The organism is Brevibacillus thermoruber 423, assembly GCF_000454065.1.
Lineage (GTDB): Bacteria > Bacillota > Bacilli > Brevibacillales > Brevibacillaceae > Brevibacillus > Brevibacillus thermoruber.
The window spans coordinates 291,218-309,852 of sequence record NZ_KE695651.1 but is presented as its reverse complement, the minus strand read 5'-3'; the positions used below and the strand labels follow the sequence as shown (position 1 = coordinate 309,852).

Genomic DNA, 18,635 nt, shown 5'->3' with positions numbered 1-18,635 from the left:
TTCGCGTCCGGCGAATATGAACATTCACTCGGCTGGTTATGTATCGGGGCGTCCGCAGCGCTGCCGCGGGCGCTCCCCGGACAAGCCGCCGGTCAGGCGGGGGGTATTAGCGGTGGTAAACAGTCTTGCCGTTTCGAAGGAATGTATTGCGGGACTTGGCGACGCTGGCGATGCGCTCCTCCGCCATGCGGTCGGCCGCCTTGTAGGACGGTACGCCGTCGCGCTCGGCGATCTCGAACACCTTCAGGATGTTGTCGTAGATCGTCTCCACCTTTTTCAGCGCCCGCTCCCGGTTGTAGCCCTGCAGCTCATCCGCCACGTTGATCACGCCGCCCGCGTTGATCACGTAGTCCGGCGCGTAGATGATGCCCATCTCATGAATCATATCGCCATGCCGTTCTTCTTTCAACTGGTTGTTGGCCGCGCCGGCGATCACCTTCGCCTTCAACAGCGGAATCGTGTCGTCGTTGATGATCGCCCCGAGCGCGCACGGCGAGAAAATGTCGCAGTCGACGCTGAAGATCTCGTTAACGCCGACCGCTTTCGCGCCAAAGTCCTCCACCGCCCGGTTGACGTTCTCCTCGTTGATGTCGGTCACGATCAGATAGGCCCCTTCTTCGTGCAGGTGGCGGCAGAGGTTGTACGCCACGTTGCCCACGCCCTGCACCGCCACCACGCGGCCCGACAGGTCGTCGCTGCCAAACGCCAGCTTGGCGGCCGCCTTCATGCCGCGGTAGACGCCGTAGGCGGTTACCGGCGAGGGGTTGCCGCTGGAGCCGAACGCCGGAGAGACGCCGGTGACAAAGTCCGTTTCCAGATGGATCAAGTCCATGTCGGCCACGGTCGTTCCCACGTCCTCGGCCGTGATGTAGCGGCCGTTCAATCCCTGGATGTAGCGGCCAAAGGCCCGGAACAGTTCCTCGCTCTTGTCTTTGCGCGGATCGCCGATGATCACGGCTTTTCCGCCGCCGATATTCAGTCCGGCCGCCGCGTTTTTGTAGGTCATCCCGCGGGCGAGCCGAAGCACGTCAACAATTGCTTCTTCCTCGGATTTGTACGGCCACATGCGCGTGCCGCCCAGGGCCGGTCCCAGTGTCGTATCGTGAATGCAGATGATCGCTTTCAAACCGGAGTTTTCGTCTTGACAGAAGACAAGCTGCTCGTAGTCGTACTTTTGCATGTAATCAAAGATGTTCATGATGAAACCTCCCTAGTATGATTCGTCTTCGCAATCCGGCAGTCATGCGGAGAAGGCCCTTCTGCCTGCTCCCCGATTGGTATATTATGCAATAGTCGTGCCATAAAAGAAAGGGAATGAAAGCGCTTCATTTTTGCGAAGGACCCGCTCGGGCTTGCCTCTGCCCTGTGCATGATTTTGCACGAATAGGCAAAAGGTTGCATGCAAAAAATTGCATGGTCGTCTCGCTCAGCTCTGCTCCTCGGCGATCCCCAGCTTTTCCAGCTTGTAATAAAGGCTGCGGATCGAAATGCCCAGGCGTTTGGCCGCCAGCGTCCGGTTGCCGCGAGCGGCGGCCAGTTCGCGGATGATGTGCTGCCGCTCCGCTTCTTCCACCGCCTCTTTCAGCGTCTTGCCCGTGGAGGCGGCAAACGGCTGTCCCGGTCCGCCGAGGTTTCCGCTTTTTCGTTCCAGCGGCGGCAGATGCTCCGGCAGGATGACCCGCTCGCTGATCCGCATGTGGATCATCGCCCGGCCCAGCACGTTTTCCAGCTCCCGCACATTGCCCGGCCAGTGGTAGGAGAGCAGGATCCGCAGCGTCTCCGGGGCGATCTCCTCGACGCTGCGCCCGTACTCCTGATTGTACTTGCGCAGCAGGTGCAGGGCGAGCGGCTGTATGTCCTCCAGCCGCTGCCGCAGCGGCGGGATGTAGATCGGCACCACGAGGAGCCGGTAGTACAAGTCTTCCCGAAAGCGGCCCGCCTGGATCGCCGATTCCAGGTTGACGTGGGTGGCGGCAATGACGCGGACGTCGACGTCGATCGCCTTGGTGCCGCCGACGCGCACCACCTCCCGCTCCTGCAGGACGCGAAGCAGTTTTACCTGCATGCTCATCGACAGTTCGCCGATTTCATCGAGAAAAATGGTGCCGCCGCTGGCTTCCTCGAACAATCCCCGCTTGCCGCCGCGCCGCGCGCCCGTGAACGCCCCCTCCTCGTATCCGAACAGTTCGCTCTCCAGCAGATGCTCCGAGATCGCGGCGCAGTTGACGCGGATGAACTGCTTGTACTTGCGTTCGCTGGCGTTGTGGATGGCGTGGGCAAACAGTTCCTTGCCCGTCCCCGATTCGCCGCGCAAGAGCACGGTCGCCCGGGTCAAGGCGGCCTTTTGCGCCTGTTCGATTGCCGCCCGCATCGGCTCGCTGAAACCGATGATGTCGGCGAAGGTGTACTTGGCTTCGAGGGTGCGGATAATCTGGTGGGCCCGCTCCAGTTCTTCCGTCAGCCGTTTGATCTCCGACACGTCGTGGATCACCCCGACGCTGCCTTTCAGCTCCCCGTCCACCATGACCGGAGCCACGTTGACGACGACGTCCTTGCGTTTCGGTCCCAACTTCATATGTACGCCGCGAACCGGCTTTTTTGTCTTCAGGACACGCATGTGCATGCTGTCCCCTTCGGAGATGTCCACCGTTGCCGGCTTGCCGATGATGTCGTCAGGCTGCAGGCCGGTCAGCCGGGTGTACGCGGGATTGATTAACAGGCCGTTTCCCTTGGCGTCGACGACCGAGATGGCCTCGTCGGACGAATGAATGATCGCCTGCAGCATGCTTTTCAGTTCTTTCAGGTCGGTCACTTCTTCCGCCAGCGCCATGATTTCCGTTATGTCGCGGAAGATGGCGACGGCGCCCACCACCTCGCCTTGTTCGTTGCGTACGGGAACGCGGTTGGTGATGATGCGCGTCTGATTGGGCAGCACCTGCTCCTGGTTGAGCTCCGGCTGCCCCGTCTCCAATACAATATGTAAGCGCGTGTTGGGGATCTTCTCCGCTGCTACCGTCCCCAGCACATCCGCTGCCTCGAGGCCCATCAGCCGTTCCGCCGCCTTGTTGAACAGGGTGATCACCCCCTGCCGGTTGACGGCGATGATCGCGTCATGGGTGGAGTTCAGCATGGTCTCCCGCTCCCGCTGGTTCTGCGTCAAAGCGGCGATCAGCGCCTCCCGCTCGCTGATCAGCTTCATGATGATGCCGGTAAACGTCCCCGGAATCAGCGCCGTCTTTTCCTGTTTGAGGCGCAGGATCTCTTCATAGGCCGCCTGGTTGCCGGTCGCCTCCAGAATCACGTCCACGTCCCGGGACAGATACGGCCGAAAATCGGTGCCGACCTCGATTCCCAGCGAACGGGCCAGTTCCAGGCCCGGCGCGTCGCTCCGCTCATCCACCACGGCGATGATCGTCATCTCCTCCATGTTGCTCAGCAGCCGCAGGAGCGCCGTTCCGCCCCGGCCGGCCCCGACGATGAGCAGCTTGTGCATGCGCGATCCCTCTTTCCATCAATCAGAAATCAGACTGTTACCATTGTACCCCATGCGCGTCCGCTTGGACAGGCGCATGTTCCGTTGGACAAGGGGCGACCCATCCATTATGATGGGAAGGGAGCAAGTTGGAAAGGGGTGAAAACGCCCTTGATCGGCCAAAAACTGATCGCGCTCCTGATCATGGTGATTCCTGCAGCGCTCGCCATGTACGGAATCAAACTGATCCGCGATGCGCTTTTTTACTCCGTAACCCCCGACGTGGACTTTCTCTGGGGAAAGCTGCTGCTGGGCCTTTTGCTGTTCGTGGGTCCCGTCAGCTTTATCGGCGGGTTCATCCTGCACCACGACCGGAAGCGGAACCGCGTACAGCCCCGCTTCATGAAACGCGATCCGGAGGACGACGAAGACTAGAACCAGGCGTGACGACCTGGTTCTATTTCGTTTCGGCCGGACGGCCCCACTGGTCCAGCCGGTTCAGCCAGCCGACGGATTGGATCACGCGGGAAAAGGAGACGAATTCCGCCAGCAGGTGGAGGCCCGCAAACACGAGCAGGATGGCAATCTGCACGGCGAGCGGCAGGTTGGTCGCGAGGCCGAACCCAGCCGCGAACCCCAGGTAGTTGGCTCCCGTGTCGCCCAGCATCAAGCGGCCTGCGGCGTCATGCCGAAACACCAGCGCAGCCGCAGCCGCAACGGGAACCATCCATACCCAGCAGGGCGCGGCCCCTGCCGCAAACGCCCCGCCCCCCACGGCCACGGCCGCAAGCAGCGCGAACACCTTGAGCGCGCGCGCCGGCCGCAGGTCAAACATGTTCAATACGTTGGGCGACAGCGCCAGCAGGCCGGCGGCTGCAAGCGCCGGCAGCGTCTCCCCGTAAAGGGCGAGACTGACCAACAGGGCCGTGCTCCCTCCTCCCCACGCTTTCCACATGCCGCCGGTCATGCGCCGTTCCTTCCAGAGCGCGCCGAGGTGGCCGCGGAAGCCTTTTACCGCTTTGTCGGAACTGCAGTCGTCCAGCCAGCCCCAAAACGCCATCGACGCCGAACCGGCCAGGAACAAAACGCCCACGCGCAGCATGGCAGGCTCTTCGGCGGCAATCAGGCAGACGAGCAGCATGGCCGCCTGCGCGGCGGCTGCATGGCAAAAGACCGCCACGCCGCCTCCCGTCACCACGTCTTCGCCCCTGTAATTCTTGCGGATCATGCCCCGCTGGCGCAGCTTCTCCAGAAAGGCGGAAAACAGCAGCCAATGCCCGACCGCGGGGACGCCGACGCCGAGCGACAGCAGCGCCATCAGTTTCGCGTCCACATGCCTCCCTCCCACCATTTGCGCCCGAGCGCCCGGCCGATCGCCAAAAATTCTTTTCCCCGGTGACAGCAACCGGCCCAATCATTTCCGGTCTGCCGGTGGGAAAAGGCGACCGGCACCTCCAGCACCCGGTACCCGGCCCGAAGCGCATCGATGGTCAGCCCGACTTCGATGCCAAAGCCCGTGTCCAAACGCCCCGTGTGTTCCAGCACCTGGCGGCGAACGGCCCGCTGCCCCGACAGCGGCGCCCGTGCCCGATACCCGGTCAGCAGCCGGATGCCGTGATGCGCCAGCCCTTTTGCCAATCCCACGCCCGCCTTTCTCGCCGGAGCGGGAAGTACGGCCACTGCCATGTCGCAGGCGCCGGCGAGGACGGGAGCGAGCAGGTCGTTCGCTTCCGCCGCACTTTCCCGCAGATCGCCGTCCAAGAGCAGCACGATGTCACCGCCGGCACGCCCCCAGCCCGTCTGCAGCGCCCCCCCTTTTCCCTGGTTGCGCGGCAGTCGGATCACCAGATCGGCCCAGCCGTCCGCCAGTTCGCCCGTCCCGTCCGTACTGCCGTCGTCGACGACGATCAGTTCGTCGCAGGTGACGCGCTCGCGGACAGCCCGCAGCGTGGGAACGATGGAGTCGGCCTCGTTGTAGGCGGGAATAACCACGCTAACTGTTTTCACGCGCCTCCCTCATTTCCGTCAGCAGCTTTTGCACGTTTTCCAACAACCCCCACTGTTTGGCCGGCGAATCGGGCACCTCTTCCGCGTACAGCCAGCGGCAGTCGCGCGGCAGCTTCGCCAACCAGTCCGGCTGCACGGGGCCAAAGACCAGAAGCGGCCCGTCCAGCGGCACGCTTCCCTCCCGGTAGGACAGCACGTTTACCCCGACGGAGCGGAACATCTGCTTGAGCCGCCCCATTCGCTGCTGATCCGCATGCCAGACGTACACGCTGCTTCCCCTCAGCTCATCGGCATACCGGGTGGCCAACAGCCGCTCCACTTCTTCGTGGCTCCGCTCCATTTCCACCAAGATCCGGTTTAGCTGCTGCTTCAGCTCGCTGTTGCTGCGCAGCGCCTGGTCGTATTTGGCTTCCATGTTCTTCAGGACTTCCTGTTCCTTCATCGCAAACCACGATTGTCCGGCCGTTCCCCCCAGCAGGATCCCGATACCCAACGCGAGAAACACTGCGGCCAGCGAAATCAGGTGATGACGAAAGTGAATCAATTCCGTCGCCTCCTAAAATACCCAACTGCGCCACTGCACCCACCACATCTGCACGGCGTGGCGCGCGACCGGGTTGACCGCCAGAGCGGCCGCGACCGGAACCAGTGTGGCGGCGATCATCAGCGCCCACCAGTTCCACGACCAGCGCGGCTGGTAGAGCTGGCTGACGCCCTTGGCGTCGATCAGCTTGGGCCCGATTTTGGTGCGTACCAGCAGGGTGCTGGCCATGCCTTTGCGTCCTTTCTCCAAAAAGTCAATCATATTGGAATGCGAGCCGATCGTGACGATCAGCTTCGCCTGTTCCTCGTAGGCGAGCAGCATCGCGACGTCTTCGCTGGTCCCCGGCGCGGGCAGTAGGTGATAGCGCAGACCCAGCGCCTCGACCCTCCCCCGTCCGGGCGCGCTGCCGTCGGGAAAGGCGTGGACCACCACCTCCGCCCCGGAGCACAGGGCGCGGTCGGAAATGCTGTCCATGTCCCCGACGATCAGGTCTGGCGTGTATCCGCACTCCATCAACGCGTCCGCCCCGCCGTCCACGGCGATCAGCACCGGCCGGCACTCGCGGATGTAGGACGAGAGCATCCGCAAATCCTCCCGATAATGTCTGCCGCGCACGACCACCACCACATGCCGGTCCGCCATCCGCGTGACCAAGGGTAGCTTGCGCAGCGGATGGAGAAACAGTTCTTTTTCCTGTCCGGCGAACTGCAGGGTGTTGTCGATAAACGCGGACAGCACGTCGTCCAAGCGTTCGTCCGCCTCCCTCCGCTTCGCCGCGATCCCATCGGCGGTGACGGCCCGAACGGCGGCGACCGGACGCCACTTCCCGTCGGTGTGCACCAGCAGCGCATCGCCCGACACCGCCGCCCGCCTGCCGTCCAGTTCCTCTACCAGGCCGCTGTGGCCGCCGACGACTTCGTACATGGGAATCCCCGCTTCCAGGAGTCTGATCGCCCCTTCTGCGGGGTAGGTGCCGGTCATGAACGGGGAGAGGTTGATCACGGCCTGCACGTTGGCTTCCAGCAGCGAACGGGCCGCCACCTCATCGACATCGGCGTGATCCACCAGGGCGATTTGCCGGGGCTGAAGCCGTTTGCAAAGCTGTTTGGTTTTGCGGTCGGCCGCGATCGTGGCCGCGCACGCAAACATGCCGGTATCACTGCGCTTGCCCACCTGTCCCACCTCCATCCCTAGTATGCTAATGATTTCCGTCGACCATGCAATTCGGGAAAAGAAAAGGAGGCCGCGCAATTTGCGCAGCCTCCGCATGCAACCGCTTTCGTCCCCTCGTGAATGACCCCGTGAACGAGGATGCCTCCTATACGCCTTTTGTCGCGTAGTAGATAATCAGTCCGTCTGCGAACAGGAAAACAGCCAGGGACAGCAATCCGAATCCGACCGCAAACTTGTTTTTGGCTTTCATGGAACGGAACACGCCCAGTGCGATGAAGAACGTGAACACGAACATCAGGATATCGAACAGCGTAATTTTCATCCGAAAGACAACTCCTTTAAAAAAATGACGCGCAGGAATAGAATGGCACTTTCATTATATAGAATCGCCCACGGGTATACAAGTCGTATCGGAATTGTGACAAACGATTTCACAATTGTGGGGCCACTGGGGAAGGGTGGATACTGGTAGTGTGTCTCATTGTTTCGCTCCTATCCAGATGGTCCAGCGATCCCGTTCCACGATGGCCCCGCCTGAAGCGAGCGGCTCCCTCATGGTATCGACCAGCGCGCGCAGCTCTTCGTCGGAGAGGGCGTGCAGAATCGATCGCCCGGTCCGCTGGAGCAAATCCTGCGCCAGTTCCTCCCATCCCGGATAGACGCGCCGAGTCTCCCACAGCACATGCGTGCGAATCGTTCGAAACCCGGCTGTCCGCATCGCTTCCCGCACATCGGCATCGGCGGGGCGGCGCCCCTTTTCCAGCTCCAGCAGACGCGGAAACCGGGCGAAAAAGTACCCGCGCAGATGTGTGGGGGAACCCGGCAGGGCCACGTCCTCCATCGTCCGATCCTGCACGATCGCCAGACCGCCGGGAACGAGCAGGCGGGCGGCTTCGGAAAAGAACCCGTCCAGCTCGTCCAGATGATGAATCAAGGCTCTGGCAAACACCACGTCGGCGCTTTCCCCCGCCATCCCCGTCCGCAGGGCGTCTCCGCGGACAAATGTCACGTTTTGGCAGTCGCGACAGGTCTCTTTGGCTGCCTCCAGCATGACTTCGGAAAAATCAACGCCGACCACCGCTGACGCTCCCATTTCCGCCCATGCTCTGGTGTATATCCCGCCGCCGCATCCGATGTCCGCCACGCGCTTGCCGGACGGGTCCAGCCATCCGCGGATCGCCTCCGTCCAGCTCTCGTCCGCCCGCCGGCCAGCGTACGCATGGCGATTCTGTGCCGCATGGAAATCGATGCTCATGAATCGATCCGCTCCATGAACTCCAGCCGGTTGCCGAACGGATCGTCGGCAAAGAGGCGCTTGACGCCGGGGATCTCGTCCCCTTCCCGGACCGTCACTCCGGCCGCCTCCAAACGCTGCCGGAGCGCTTCCAGATCGCTTGTGAGAAACGCGGGATGCGCTTTGTTCGCAGGAGCAAAGGAGGCCTCGACACCGACGTGCACCGTCTGCGGACCGCATTGAAACCAGACCCCTCCCCGCCTGCGCAGCGCTTCCGGCTTCGGCACCTCCGGCATGCCCAGCACATCGCGGAAAAAGCGGCGGGCCTCCTCTTCGCATCCGGCCGGCGCGGCCACCTGCACGTGATCCAATCCGATCCACCGATGGCTCATCTCATTCGCCTCCTTTTTTGCACAGGACCATCCACTCGTCGATCTGGTGCGACTGGACGCGTCCGTCTTGTACGTCCAGATTCCAGTACGCTTTCATCGCCTGCGGCGCGTCCAGCAGGCAGCGCTCCACCGCTTCCTCCTGCTCCTTGGATGAGGCGGTCCGGGCCACCCACTGCGGAAACGGGAAGCGCTTCCGGCGCAGGCGGTCCTGCAGTTCCCGCAGGCCGTTTTCCTGAAACAGTCCCCGCCACTCCGCAACCGACAGACAGCGCACGTGGCTGATGTCGCGCAGTGTCTCCACCCGGTTGACGATCGCGGCCAGCTCCGGTTCCTCCGGCGCCACGTTGTCGATCAGCAAAAACAATCCTCGCGGACGAAGAACGCGGCACGCTTCGCGGACAAAGGCGGCCGGGTCGGGAAAGTGGTGGGCGGCGATGCGGCAGCACACGGCGTCAAACGATTCGGACAAAAACGGCAGTTGTTCCGCGTCCGCCTGCACGTGCACGATATTCGCCAATCCGGCCTCCCGGTGGGCTCTGGCCGCCGCCTCCAGCATCGGTACGGTCAGATCGGTCGCCACCACGAAGCGGCAGTGCGGAGCCAGCGTTTTGGCCACATGGCCGCCGCCGGTCGCCACATCCAGCACCACCCAATCGCCGTTCGGCTTCAGCCATTCGACCAAAAGCGGCAAGTCCTCCCCCTTGGCGTGCGTCATGCTGGTCACATACGCCTCCGCATGCCGGCCGAATTGTTGTTGAACCGTTGTTTTCACGTCGTCTTCCCGTCTCATCGGGACCACCTCCTGTTCCCATCCTATTCCATGAACGCGCCGCTTTGTTATAGAATATGGATTACGAGCTATCAATGAATTCGATAACCAGCGAAGACGACATGGTTTCAGGAGGTTCCCATGGATTTGCAAAGCCTGGAGGTGTTTTTGGCGATCGCCCGCCACGGCTCCCTGAACCGGGCGGCCCACGCCATGTTTCTCGCCCAATCCACCGTGACGCACCGGCTCAAGCAGTTGGAACGCCAAGTGGGCACACCGCTGTTCGTCCGCACCGCTACAGGCGTCAGCCTGACCGGGGAAGGGAGGCGCCTTCTGCCGGTCGCGGCCGCCGTCGTCGAGCAGCTCCGTGCATTTTCCCAGCACAGGGAGAAGCGGCAGGCGCTGACGATCGTCGCCGGCAAAGCGTTCGCGTCGTACGAGCTGCCCCGCCTGATCGGCGAGTACCGCCGCGCACACCCGCACTTTACCTGTTTCGTCCGCTCCACGCTCTACGAGGAATCGATTTCCGCCCTCCTGACGGGTGCCGCCGACATCGCCTTTCTCGGCCACGAGGTGTACCACCCTCACATCCATCAGGAGTTCTTGCCGAGCGACCGGATTCTCCTGGTGACCGCTCCCGAGCATCCGTGGGCCGGCGGATTCCCCGGTTTTTCCCGCTGGGGGGCAGAGCCTGTGATAGCCTTCGGCGACCACACCGCTCCGTTCCGGCAGCGGGTCGACCGGTTCCTGGCACAGCACGGCGTATTTCCCAACGTGATCATGGAACTGGACAGTTTCAGTGCGGTAAAAAAAATGGTCCTCCAGCAGTTTGGTGTAACCATGCTGCCGGAACGAACCATCCGGGAAGAGGTGGACGCGGGACGGCTGATTGCCATGGACATCGCCGGCGGAGAACTGACCCGCCCCACTCTGATTGCCTACCTGCATGCCAAAAAGGAGGACGACGCGTTTCAGCGGTTCGTCCAGTGGATCAAGGACGCCTACTAAACCAGCGTGAGGACGGTCACTTCCGGCCGGCAGAGAAAACGGACGGGCAGAATGGTCGTGCCCAATCCCCTGTTGGTGTAGACCGGCATCCCGCGCTCGCCCGCTTGCATCAGGCCGGACACGTATTTTTGGCCCAGCTCGGGAGTCGCCAGGTGGCCGATGAGCGGGAGCCGCACCTGTCCGCCGTGACTGTGGCCGGACAACTGCAGATGGACCGGATAACGCGCCGCCTCATCGGCAAAATCCGGCTCGTGCACAAGCAGGATCACCGGTTCGCCTGCGGGAATGCCCGCCAACGCCCCCGCCAGGTCAGGCGTGCCGTGCAGCACGTCGTCCACGCCGGCCACATAGAGACCGGCCCCTTTGTGTTCCGTCCGCACATGCCGGTTGTTCAGCACCTGAAATTCCGCATCCAAGAGCGCCTGGTGGATGACGGCCTGCTGTCCGTAGCGCCAGTCGTGATTGCCCAGCACGGCAAACTTGCCGAGCGGCGCCTGCAGCGCCCGCAGCACGGGAACCGCCGCTGACAGCAGCCGCGTGCTCTTGTCCACCAGGTCGCCGGTAAAGCAGATCAGATCGGCCTTCTCCCGGTTGATCAGGTCCACCACCCGCCGCAGTTCTTCAATTCCCCAGTACGGTCCCAGGTGCGTGTCGCTAAAATGGACCATACGGACGCCTTTCAGCGCCTGCGGCCAATCGGGAAGGGAGACCGGGAGCGAGACCACCTCCAGTTGGTGCCGTTCCCACCCGTATCCGTAGGCTCCGCACAGCGCCCCCACCCCGAGCAGCCCCAGGAGCCAGTGAATGCCTTTTGTCATGAAACGCCTCCGGGTTATGACATCCGGACGCCGCTTACTCGTCTGCAGCGATTCTCTCATAGCCGTTGACGACCAGGTCAAGCTGTCCGGTTTCCGGATTGATCAACAGGCCGTGCACCGGTACCCGGCGCGGCAGCAGCGGGTGGTTCGCGATTACCTCCACGCTTCGTTTCACGCTTTCCTCCACGCTGTCAAAGCCGCGCAGCCAGGTCTTCAGGTTGATCCCGGCGTTTTGCAGCAGGGAAATCGTCTCGGCCGCAATCCCCTGCTGTTTCATTTTGTTCAGCATGTCTTCGGCGGAGATCATGCTCATCCCGCAGTCGTAATGGCCCACCACCATCACTTCTTCCGCGTTCAAGGCGTACAGCGCGACGAGGATACTGCGCATGACGCTGCCAAATGGATGGGAAACGATCGCCCCCGCACTCTTCACGTGCTTGAAATCCCCGTTGCGCAAATTCATCGCCTTGGGCAGCAGTTCCTCCAGCCGGGTATCCATACAGGACAGGATCACCAGACGCTTGTCCGGGAATTTGGTTGTCTTGAATGCCTCGTATTCCTTACGAGCGACAAACTCGCGGTTAAACGCGAGAATCTCTTCCAGTTTGGTCATTCGTGATCACCAGCCTTAGCAAGTGTTATTCCTTCATTGTACTAGAAAGAAGGGGCGAATCAACACATTCATGGAAGGGAGAACCGCCCTCCAACACAACGTGCTGGCTTGCAGGATGGGGGCTCAGAAAAAAGGAACCCCTTGTCACGTTTGAAAGGGGTCGATTTCAGGAAAGCGTTTCCCTTTTATTTATTGATATTCCTCCAAGGCCTGCTGCAGCGTGGCCTTGGTGTCAACCTTTTCCGTAAACACGATGCCCAATTCGATCATGGTGTTCGCGATTTCCGGGCGAATCCCGGTGATGATCGCCTTGCATCCGAGCAGCCCGATTCCTTCAACGATGCGAAACAAATGGCCCACCACGGCCGTATCCATAAACGCCACACCCGATAAATCGATAATGATTTTTTGTATTTTCAGGCTGGCGATTTGATTGAGTGTCCGCTCCTGCACTTTTTTCGCCCGATAGGTGTCCAGTGTGCCGACGATGGGCAGCACCGCCATGGAAGCGGATAACGGAATAATGGGAACCGACAGGTCATCAATCGTTTCGCGGTGGGAACGAAGCAGTTCATCCTTGTACTCGATGTAACTGGAGAAATAGTGAAAAATGTAATGATCCAAAATAAAATTCGTTTTGATGCCAAGTTGGAAAACACCTTCCATGTCAAGACCGACATGCTGATAATAGTTATGTAACAGATTCCAATACACCTTGCGAAATGCCTGAATCAATTCCAGTTTAATGACGAGCGGAACATCATTCCGTGCACCAGTCTTTCCGAGTTCCTTCGCGAGTATGGTCAGTTCATGCTGCCGCTCTTCGACCAGGAGTTTGGCCATTCTGTCAAAAATGTCCTGTACATCGATATTGTACATGGAGGCTTCAATGAGCTGATTCGTCCCTTTCGTTTCGTGGGCAAACAGTTCATGAAAACGATCCTGATTCATCACAAAATATTCTTGAAAACTTTGACCTTCGACGTATTGCATATTCAAATTCATCACTCCAATTTGTTCGATCATTTCAATGGGAAATTGAATGGTGAAAGTCGTGCCAATGCCTTCTCTACTCTTTACATCGATGGTGCCTCCATGCTGGTAGATGGTCGAAAACACCTGCGTCAGGCCCATTCCCGTCCCTTCATCTTTTGTTGTGAAGAAGGGGGTTCCCAACAGTTGAAGTTTTTCCTGCGGTACACCGACCCCTGTGTCCGAAATGCTGACGAAAACGAAGTCACCCATTCGGTAATGTTCGATTGAAATGATGCCTTCATGGGGAATGGCTTCAAACGCATTTTTCAAGAGATTGAAAAAGGCCTTCTTCAACTGGTTTCGTTTTCCGCAGATGACTTCATCACTATTGCGAAAGTTTCGGACAATTTGCACCCGATAGATTTGATCCTGAAACAAATAGAGCAGCGACTCCAATTCAGAACAGAGATTGATCGAAATATACGACTCCTCTTCCAAATCAGGTTTGGAAACCTGCAATAAATCCTGCAGCGTCGCAATCGCCTGATCCAGTTCGGAGCAGGCAATATCCAAATACCCATGGGAAATCTCTTCTTGGAGAAGCTGCAAGAATCCCTTCACCGCTGTTAACGGATTTCTCACTTCATGCGCGATTCCCGCCGCGATTTGACCGATGGAGGCAAGGCGGCTCAAGGTATCATCCGTCTTTGGTGCTTTATAGTTTCTTTCCTGCCCATTTGATCGCAACGATCTTCGTTCCTCTCGTCGAAGTCTCAATTTGGAATTCATCCATCAATCGCTTCACGCCGGATAAGCCGAGTCCCAATCCTCGCGACGACGATTTCTTTTTGCCGTTGACAACATCCTCTACATGGAGAATTCCCGGCCCTTCATCGGTAACGACAAAACGTATTCCCTGATCGAGCAATTCACAACAAAAAAGCCCCTTGCTGTAGGCATGATCCAATATATTTCGGGTTAACTCCGAAACACTCACGAAAATCTTCTGCTGATCGGACTCGGAAAAAGGGAGCTGCTTCATAAAATGACGAACGGTACTTAACGCAAAATAAATATCGTCTTCGGAAGAGATATTCACTTTTTGGTAGGTCATCGGCACAGGAATCCTCCATGGAATCAAACTTTTTTCATTCTAGTTTGATTATAGTGACCTTTATGAATATATCAATAGGAAATTGTGCGCTTTCCATCGCTTCAGGCAGGGCTTCGGTTGTCAAGATCAAAAGAAAGCTCCTCAAAAAAATCAATCGAAAATTCCCCAGTAAGAGTTATTTTATACGCCCCTTAGGGGGCGGAAACAAGGACTACTCCTTTGGGTGTTCTTCATGCCCTTCTGGTCGGAAGAAACCCGCCTTTTTCTTTTCTTTGATGCGGTAACTTTCCCCCTTGATATTGATTGTGGTGGAATGATGCAGCAAACGATCCAGGATGGCTGTGGCCAGTATAGAGTCTCCAAAGATTTCTCCCCATGAACCATACGACTTGTTGGAAGTCAGGATGATAGAGCCGGTCTCGTATCGTTCGGAGATGATTTGGAAGAAGAAATGGGCTGCCGGTTCGTCCATCTTGCGATAGCCGATCTCATCGATGATCAACAGACGCGGCTTGGTGTACATGCGAATTTTTTGTTTGATCGTATGGTTCTGATCGGCCTGCTGAAGCGTTTGCACGAGATCATGGGCGGTTGTAAAATACACCGTATACCGCTGCTTAATCGCCTCCAAAGCCAGTGCAACGGCCAAATGTGTTTTCCCCACACCGGGCGGGCCGAGGAAAATGAGATTCTCCTGGTGCTCGATAAACCGAAGGGTCGCCAGATCCCGGATTCGCCGTTCATCGATGGATGGTTGGAAACGAAAGTCGAATTGATCCAGGGTCTTGTGAAAGGGCAAGTTGGCTAGACGTGTCCGGGTCCGGATATACCGATCCCATTTTGCCGCCAACTCCTCCTGCAGCAGCTTGTCCAGAAATTCCAGATACGATATATTGTGTTTGGAAGCTTCTTCGGCGTGGTGGTGAAGCACCTCGGGAATGCGAGTCCATCCGAATTGGTGGAAGGCATCCTCAAGACGTTCTTGCAGCCCAATCATTGGAGCCTCACCGCCTCGTCGAGGAATTGTTCATACACGGATAAGTTTCGTTCCAGCACTTCAGGGGCTGGTCGGTCAACAAGTTTGGGCATTGGGGCAGGAACTCGATGTTGACCGGTTGGGCGCAGTCCTTCGAAGTGCTTTTTGTTGATGACCAGCTGCCCTTTTTGGACGGCCTTGGGATGTTCAGCGATGAGTGTGTCTCCACTGTAAATCCGGATGCGTCCGTTCTTGTCGTCCTGGACATGCACGATTTGCCCCATAAAACGGAAGGGAACGGAGTAACGGTTGGCCTCAAACGATACCAGGCAGTCGGCTGATACCTTCCGAGCATGACGGTCGACGACCGCAAACGGCGTTGGGTTCATGGGTTTCAGCTTTTCCTCATGCCAGCGGTCAACCGGCCTGACGTGCGTGGTTCCATGAATCCTCACGTTGGCCACTTGATTTAGCCACTCACGAGCTTGACGATTCAGATCGTCTACTCCCTTGAATTCCCGAACTCGCGGCCAAAAGTTCTTGCGAACATAGCCAATTCCGTTTTCGACCTTTCCTTTAGTGCGAGCGCGATAGGGCCGGCAGCTCGTAAGAAGGAAGCCGTGGTGGCTGGCAAATCGGGAAAAACGCTCATTCCAGACGGGATGGCCCTGTTCATCTCTGTCTTTCACAACGGTCTTCATGTTGTCGTACAGCATCACCTCCGTACCCCCTCCAAAATACTCAAAAGCCCGATGGTGACAACTGATGAGCGTATCCAACTTCTCATCTTCAGTGAACTCCAGATACATCATGCGAGAATAGCTGAGGACCATGACAAACGCATAGAGCCGTTTTGGTTTGCCGTGCCAGTCCACCGTAAACCGTCCCCAATCGACTTGGGCTTGGTATCCGGGATCTGTTTCAAATCGGACGGTGGTTTTGCTGATGACGGTGGGCCGGAACGGTTTCATGAAGACTCGCAGAGTGGTAATCCCACCGGTATACCCTTTTGCCTTGATTTCTTCCAGGATAACTCTCGCATTCAGGCAACCTTCCTCCATTCGGCGGCGAACGTAATCCTTGAACGGATCCAGCTTGCCGAGACGAGTGACCTTTCGCTGATAGGATTCAGGTTCCTTCTTGTTTAGCCACTTACGAATGGTTTTTCGATCCCTCCCCATTTCCTGCGCGATCCGAGTAATACTCATGCCACGTTTCCTCATCTCGTGAATCATGTAAAACTCCCCATTCTTTACCATAATTTCTCTCTCCTCCAAGGAGAGAGTCTGCGATGAAAATGGGGAATTTTCAACCGATTCTATTGGGGATTTTATCGCTGATCTTCACAGGTGGCGGACAACAGGTTCACAGGAAGTTCTTTCATGATGAATAGGCAATTGGCTGACACCGGATCTTTCCCGGATTCCGTCATGAATAGTTACGGGCAGGTTTGCCTAAGAAAAGGTCATCCATTCCTTGTCTTTTCACTGTATGCTGCGTCTGTTTACGTATTTGCGGTTCCGTGGCAATTTTGGTTCAGTGTTGATTTTTTCGTCTTTCGTCGTATCAGATACGATTCGGCGGAATCGGTCCAAAAGGGGATCACTCCGCCCTTTGTAAACTACACACATCGAATGCTTACACATTCAAAGTATAAATATTTCTTTTCATCTTCTTGAATTTCCGGACGCAGTTGTTTACACCACTCTTCTTGCAAATCTTCCTCTTTACATATGTTTGATCGCCAAAAAGACAACCCCCATTTAGGGAAATCATACGTCCACCCTAACTCCTTATGGTCACGATCATATTTTGATATCTTATCCAGTTCCGCGATAAGCTCCTCGGCTTTCGTATGAAACACATCCATATCCATACATTCGCATGAAAGTACATCCTTTAAACCAGATGACACTTGAATAAAGGTAACCTTTCCATGGGAGTCATATTCTAGTTGAAAACAAGATCGAATCGCACCTTTCATGTGGAAGTTGCGAGGATTTTGCTCATAGGTGATTTCGTATGTATCCGTATAGACCTGAAGACACTCATCCACCTCCATTTTGGTCATGCCAAGTTGTATGATGCCAATCCCTTTCTTTGGTTCAATGATTAAACGATCCATCTGCATCCCCCTCATTCGGCCATAAAAAAATACCACTTCTTCATTGGTTTTAGGGAACCAATAAACAAGCGGTATTCGTTGGATTGCTGTTCAGAAGTTTATTGGCATTTTCGGATATTAGAAGTCGAAATTGTTCTGGATGTAATCCGTTTCCAATTCTCAAAATCCCTTGCTACATCTGTTTTCTTCCTTCTCAGCTAATCTTTGCTTCAATCCGCAGCTTGTCGGCGACCATGGCAATAAACTCGGAGTTGGTCGGCTTGGCCTTGGTGTTGGAGATGGTGTAGCCGAACAGGCTGGAGATGGAATCCAGATTGCCGCGCGACCAGGCGACTTCGATGGCGTGGCGGATTGCGCGTTCCACGCGGCTGGCCGTCGTGTTGAACTTTTTGGCGATGTCGGGATACAGCACTTTGGTGATCGAGCCGAGCAGTTCCACGTCGTTGTACACCATCGTGATTGCTTCGCGCAGGTACAAGTACCCCTTGATGTGGGCAGGCACACCGATTTCGTGAATGATGCTGGTAATGCTGGCATCCAGATTGCGCCCTCTCACCGCCAGCGACGTCTGCGGCTTGACGGCGGTGATAAACGAACCGGTCGGCTTGCTGCTGGTCATCTGGCGGATGCGCTGGGCCAGCACTTCCATGTCAAACGGCTTCAAAATGTAGTAGGCGGCCCCCAGTTCCACCGCTTTTTTCGTGATTTCTTCCTGACCGAACGCAGTCAGCATGATGATCTTCGGCTGCGGCGACAAGCGCATGGCCTGAATCTGCTCCAGCACCGCCAGGCCGTCGAGGTGCGGCATGATAATATCGAGAATCAGCACATCCGGCACGCGCTCCTGCAGCAGGCGAATGACATCGTTGCCGTTGTACGCCACCCCGATGACATTCATGTCATGCTGGCTGCTGATGTACTCTTCCAGCAGGTTTACAAATTCCCGATTATCATCTGCCAACAACACATCAATCTTGTTCAAGGTCGTTCCTCCTTACAATCAACGGTCTGTTTGGGAAAGAAGGTGGAATTGGTGATCTCAGAAGTATGTAAACGATCGGAATATGTCCAAACCATCTTTTCACATGAAAAATTATTCGACAAACCCCAGTTCATTCCTGCCAATGACGAAAGATTGAATGATTTTTCCGATATTTCGACAATTCGCGACCGCTTTTCGCCAGATTACGGTTCCCATCCGGCCGTCATTCGCGAAAGACGCGGCCGGATGCGGCAGGACCCCTTCTCCTCTACACGCCGCACGGGCCATTCTCCACCTGGCCTGTTTGCCCATCCTTTCCAGGACGCCCCCATAGAGAAGAGCCGCCGCGCCCAACGGGAGAGCGCTGACGGCTATGGAGCGTGCTGACTGGGCTTCGCGAAGCCGCGCGTTCGTGCCGGTTCCACCAAGCATG

Annotated in this window: 21 protein-coding genes; 3 read left to right on the top strand and 18 right to left on the bottom strand. The window is 57.5% G+C overall.

Annotation, left to right across the window (positions count from 1 at the left end; all coding sequences use genetic code 11):
* Positions 1 to 106 precede the first annotated feature (106 nt).
* Positions 107 to 1,198 carry a Glu/Leu/Phe/Val dehydrogenase dimerization domain-containing protein gene (locus M516_RS0112955; RefSeq protein WP_029099502.1) on the bottom strand — a complete coding sequence of 364 codons (1,092 nt, stop codon included), beginning with the start codon at positions 1,196 to 1,198 and terminating at the stop codon, positions 107 to 109.
* Positions 1,199 to 1,426: 228 nt separating this feature from the next.
* Positions 1,427 to 3,493: a sigma 54-interacting transcriptional regulator gene (locus M516_RS0112950; RefSeq protein ID WP_029099501.1), complete on the bottom strand. Its 2,067-nt coding sequence runs from the start codon at positions 3,491 to 3,493 to the stop codon at positions 1,427 to 1,429.
* A 150-nt stretch (positions 3,494 to 3,643) separates the two neighbouring features.
* On the opposite strand from M516_RS0112950, the gene M516_RS0112945 reads away from it, so the two are divergent.
* Positions 3,644 to 3,907: a DUF2627 domain-containing protein gene (locus tag M516_RS0112945; RefSeq protein ID WP_029099500.1), complete on the top strand. Its 264-nt coding sequence runs from the start codon at positions 3,644 to 3,646 to the stop codon at positions 3,905 to 3,907.
* A gap of 22 nt (positions 3,908 to 3,929) precedes the next feature.
* On the opposite strand, the gene M516_RS0112940 is transcribed toward M516_RS0112945, so the two are convergent.
* The 8 genes from M516_RS0112940 to M516_RS0112905 form a co-directional block, all read right to left on the bottom strand.
* Positions 3,930 to 4,805 carry a hypothetical protein gene (locus M516_RS0112940; RefSeq protein WP_029099499.1) on the bottom strand — a complete coding sequence of 292 codons (876 nt, stop codon included), beginning with the start codon at positions 4,803 to 4,805 and terminating at the stop codon, positions 3,930 to 3,932.
* Positions 4,790 to 5,479, bottom strand: a complete 690-nt coding sequence (locus M516_RS0112935) for a glycosyltransferase family 2 protein (RefSeq protein WP_029099498.1) — start codon at positions 5,477 to 5,479, stop codon at positions 4,790 to 4,792. The genes M516_RS0112940 and M516_RS0112935 overlap by 16 nt, the downstream gene beginning before the upstream one ends.
* Positions 5,466 to 6,023 carry a copper transporter gene (locus M516_RS0112930; RefSeq protein ID WP_029099497.1) on the bottom strand — a complete coding sequence of 186 codons (558 nt, stop codon included), beginning with the start codon at positions 6,021 to 6,023 and terminating at the stop codon, positions 5,466 to 5,468. Before M516_RS0112930 ends, M516_RS0112935 begins: the two co-directional genes overlap by 14 nt.
* A gap of 12 nt (positions 6,024 to 6,035) precedes the next feature.
* Positions 6,036 to 7,196: a putative cytokinetic ring protein SteA gene (steA, locus tag M516_RS0112925; protein WP_029099496.1), complete on the bottom strand. Its 1,161-nt coding sequence runs from the start codon at positions 7,194 to 7,196 to the stop codon at positions 6,036 to 6,038.
* Positions 7,197 to 7,341: 145 nt separating this feature from the next.
* Positions 7,342 to 7,518, bottom strand: coding sequence for a DUF2759 family protein (locus M516_RS24810; RefSeq protein WP_065066239.1), 177 nt, complete (start codon positions 7,516 to 7,518; stop codon positions 7,342 to 7,344).
* Positions 7,519 to 7,674: 156 nt separating this feature from the next.
* Positions 7,675 to 8,451: a class I SAM-dependent methyltransferase gene (locus M516_RS0112915; RefSeq protein WP_029099495.1), complete on the bottom strand. Its 777-nt coding sequence runs from the start codon at positions 8,449 to 8,451 to the stop codon at positions 7,675 to 7,677.
* Positions 8,448 to 8,822 carry a VOC family protein gene (locus tag M516_RS0112910; RefSeq protein WP_029099494.1) on the bottom strand — a complete coding sequence of 125 codons (375 nt, stop codon included), beginning with the start codon at positions 8,820 to 8,822 and terminating at the stop codon, positions 8,448 to 8,450. Before M516_RS0112910 ends, M516_RS0112915 begins: the two co-directional genes overlap by 4 nt.
* A 1-nt stretch (position 8,823) precedes the next feature.
* A complete protein-coding gene (locus M516_RS0112905; RefSeq protein ID WP_029099493.1) occupies positions 8,824 to 9,612 on the bottom strand; it encodes a class I SAM-dependent methyltransferase in 789 nt (262 codons plus the stop codon).
* A gap of 120 nt (positions 9,613 to 9,732) precedes the next feature.
* Here M516_RS0112905 and M516_RS0112900 point away from each other — a divergent pair, with 120 nt between their 5' ends.
* Positions 9,733 to 10,599, top strand: coding sequence for a LysR family transcriptional regulator (locus M516_RS0112900; protein WP_029099492.1), 867 nt, complete (start codon positions 9,733 to 9,735; stop codon positions 10,597 to 10,599).
* Here the strand turns inward: M516_RS0112900 and M516_RS0112895 are convergent.
* The 8 genes from M516_RS0112895 to spo0A all read right to left on the bottom strand — a co-directional run bounded on the left by M516_RS0112895 (position 10,596) and on the right by spo0A (position 18,202).
* Positions 10,596 to 11,417 carry a metallophosphoesterase gene (locus M516_RS0112895; protein ID WP_029099491.1) on the bottom strand — a complete coding sequence of 274 codons (822 nt, stop codon included), beginning with the start codon at positions 11,415 to 11,417 and terminating at the stop codon, positions 10,596 to 10,598. The genes M516_RS0112900 and M516_RS0112895 overlap by 4 nt on opposite strands.
* A 34-nt stretch (positions 11,418 to 11,451) precedes the next feature.
* Complete coding sequence (locus M516_RS0112890) at positions 11,452 to 12,030, bottom strand: beta-class carbonic anhydrase (RefSeq protein ID WP_029099490.1); 579 nt, start codon at positions 12,028 to 12,030, stop codon at positions 11,452 to 11,454.
* A 189-nt stretch (positions 12,031 to 12,219) separates the two neighbouring features.
* Entirely contained in the window at positions 12,220 to 13,752 is a 1,533-nt protein-coding gene (locus M516_RS0112885) for an ATP-binding protein (RefSeq protein WP_051188213.1), read from the bottom strand.
* The gene (locus M516_RS0112880; protein WP_029099488.1) at positions 13,721 to 14,119 is read right to left on the bottom strand and encodes an ATP-binding protein; all 399 of its coding nucleotides are present in this window, start codon (positions 14,117 to 14,119) and stop codon (positions 13,721 to 13,723) included. The genes M516_RS0112885 and M516_RS0112880 overlap by 32 nt, the downstream gene beginning before the upstream one ends.
* Positions 14,120 to 14,330: 211 nt before the next feature.
* Positions 14,331 to 15,116 (bottom strand): IS21-like element helper ATPase IstB, encoded by a 786-nt coding sequence (gene istB, locus M516_RS0112870; protein WP_029099487.1) that lies wholly within the window; start codon positions 15,114 to 15,116, stop codon positions 14,331 to 14,333.
* Positions 15,113 to 16,330 carry an IS21 family transposase gene (gene istA / locus M516_RS0112865; protein WP_230077399.1) on the bottom strand — a complete coding sequence of 406 codons (1,218 nt, stop codon included), beginning with the start codon at positions 16,328 to 16,330 and terminating at the stop codon, positions 15,113 to 15,115. The genes istB and istA overlap by 4 nt, the downstream gene beginning before the upstream one ends.
* Before the next feature lie 386 nt (positions 16,331 to 16,716).
* Entirely contained in the window at positions 16,717 to 17,220 is a 504-nt protein-coding gene (locus tag M516_RS0112855) for a hypothetical protein (protein WP_029099485.1), read from the bottom strand.
* Positions 17,221 to 17,413: 193 nt separating this feature from the next.
* Entirely contained in the window at positions 17,414 to 18,202 is a 789-nt protein-coding gene (gene spo0A / locus M516_RS0112850) for a sporulation transcription factor Spo0A (protein ID WP_029099484.1), read from the bottom strand.
* Positions 18,203 to 18,244: 42 nt separating this feature from the next.
* Here spo0A and M516_RS25220 point away from each other — a divergent pair, with 42 nt between their 5' ends.
* On the top strand, positions 18,245 to 18,589 hold the full coding sequence (locus tag M516_RS25220; RefSeq protein ID WP_152523397.1) for a hypothetical protein: 345 nt from the start codon (positions 18,245 to 18,247) through the stop codon (positions 18,587 to 18,589).
* Positions 18,590 to 18,635: the final 46 nt, after the last annotated feature.

Excerpts from the sequence above, each read along its gene's own strand:
- M516_RS0112955 (WP_029099502.1), bottom strand. The coding sequence starts at position 1,198 with ATGAACATCTTTGATTACATGCAAAAGTACGACTACGAGCAGCTTGTC.
- M516_RS0112950 (WP_029099501.1), bottom strand. The coding sequence starts at position 3,493 with ATGCACAAGCTGCTCATCGTCGGGGCCGGCCGGGGCGGAACGGCGCTC.
- M516_RS24810 (WP_065066239.1), bottom strand. The coding sequence starts at position 7,518 with ATGAAAATTACGCTGTTCGATATCCTGATGTTCGTGTTCACGTTCTTC.
- M516_RS0112915 (WP_029099495.1), bottom strand. The coding sequence starts at position 8,451 with ATGAGCATCGATTTCCATGCGGCACAGAATCGCCATGCGTACGCTGGC.
- M516_RS0112910 (WP_029099494.1), bottom strand. The coding sequence starts at position 8,822 with ATGAGCCATCGGTGGATCGGATTGGATCACGTGCAGGTGGCCGCGCCG.
- M516_RS0112905 (WP_029099493.1), bottom strand. The coding sequence starts at position 9,612 with ATGAGACGGGAAGACGACGTGAAAACAACGGTTCAACAACAATTCGGC.
- M516_RS0112900 (WP_029099492.1), top strand. The coding sequence starts at position 9,733 with ATGGATTTGCAAAGCCTGGAGGTGTTTTTGGCGATCGCCCGCCACGGC.
- M516_RS0112895 (WP_029099491.1), bottom strand. The coding sequence starts at position 11,417 with ATGACAAAAGGCATTCACTGGCTCCTGGGGCTGCTCGGGGTGGGGGCG.
- M516_RS0112890 (WP_029099490.1), bottom strand. The coding sequence starts at position 12,030 with ATGACCAAACTGGAAGAGATTCTCGCGTTTAACCGCGAGTTTGTCGCT.
- M516_RS0112880 (WP_029099488.1), bottom strand. The coding sequence starts at position 14,119 with ATGACCTACCAAAAAGTGAATATCTCTTCCGAAGACGATATTTATTTT.
- istB (WP_029099487.1), bottom strand. The coding sequence starts at position 15,116 with ATGATTGGGCTGCAAGAACGTCTTGAGGATGCCTTCCACCAATTCGGA.
- istA (WP_230077399.1), bottom strand. The coding sequence starts at position 16,330 with ATGATTCACGAGATGAGGAAACGTGGCATGAGTATTACTCGGATCGCG.
- M516_RS0112855 (WP_029099485.1), bottom strand. The coding sequence starts at position 17,220 with ATGGATCGTTTAATCATTGAACCAAAGAAAGGGATTGGCATCATACAA.